The organism is Pseudomonas sp. Colony2 (genome assembly GCF_019382755.1).
In the GTDB taxonomy this organism is placed as follows: Bacteria; Pseudomonadota; Gammaproteobacteria; order Pseudomonadales; family Pseudomonadaceae; genus Aquipseudomonas.
In genome coordinates, this window is record NZ_CP080030.1 from 281385 (window position 1) to 281739 (window position 355).

Annotated in this window: 1 protein-coding gene; it reads right to left on the minus strand. The window is 56.9% G+C overall.

Annotation, left to right across the window (positions count from 1 at the left end; translation table 11 throughout):
- Nucleotides 1-349, minus strand: a 349-nt coding sequence (locus JV201_RS01225) for a DUF1493 family protein (protein WP_219407124.1), incomplete at its 3' end; no start/stop codon positions are given.
- Nucleotides 350-355 lie beyond the last annotated feature (6 nt).

Genomic DNA, 355 nt, shown 5'->3' on the forward strand with positions numbered 1-355 from the left:
GGTTTTCCAGGGTTTGGGTGTCCCAGCGCTGAGTCTTGATAGCCAGGTAGAGCATACCGATTGTCAGCGGGATTTTATCGCCGCGGCCTTTGGCTCGGCGTTTCAGGAACACATCGAAGACCGGAGGCTGGAAGTAACGATAAGCGTCGTAGGCTTTCAAGTCGACGGCGAAATCCTGTTCCAGCGCCTCCATGAATTGCTTGGCCTCGGTGCCGTCGCAGCCCAAGTCCAGGTTGATTGAGGTTTCGAGGCGGATGGTTTTGTGTTTGGGCAAGCCGATTTCGTCGTGCAGCAGTTGCAGGAGATGCTGCATGGCGGGGTCTTCGGGGAAGTTGGGGGCCAGGTTCATGGTGGT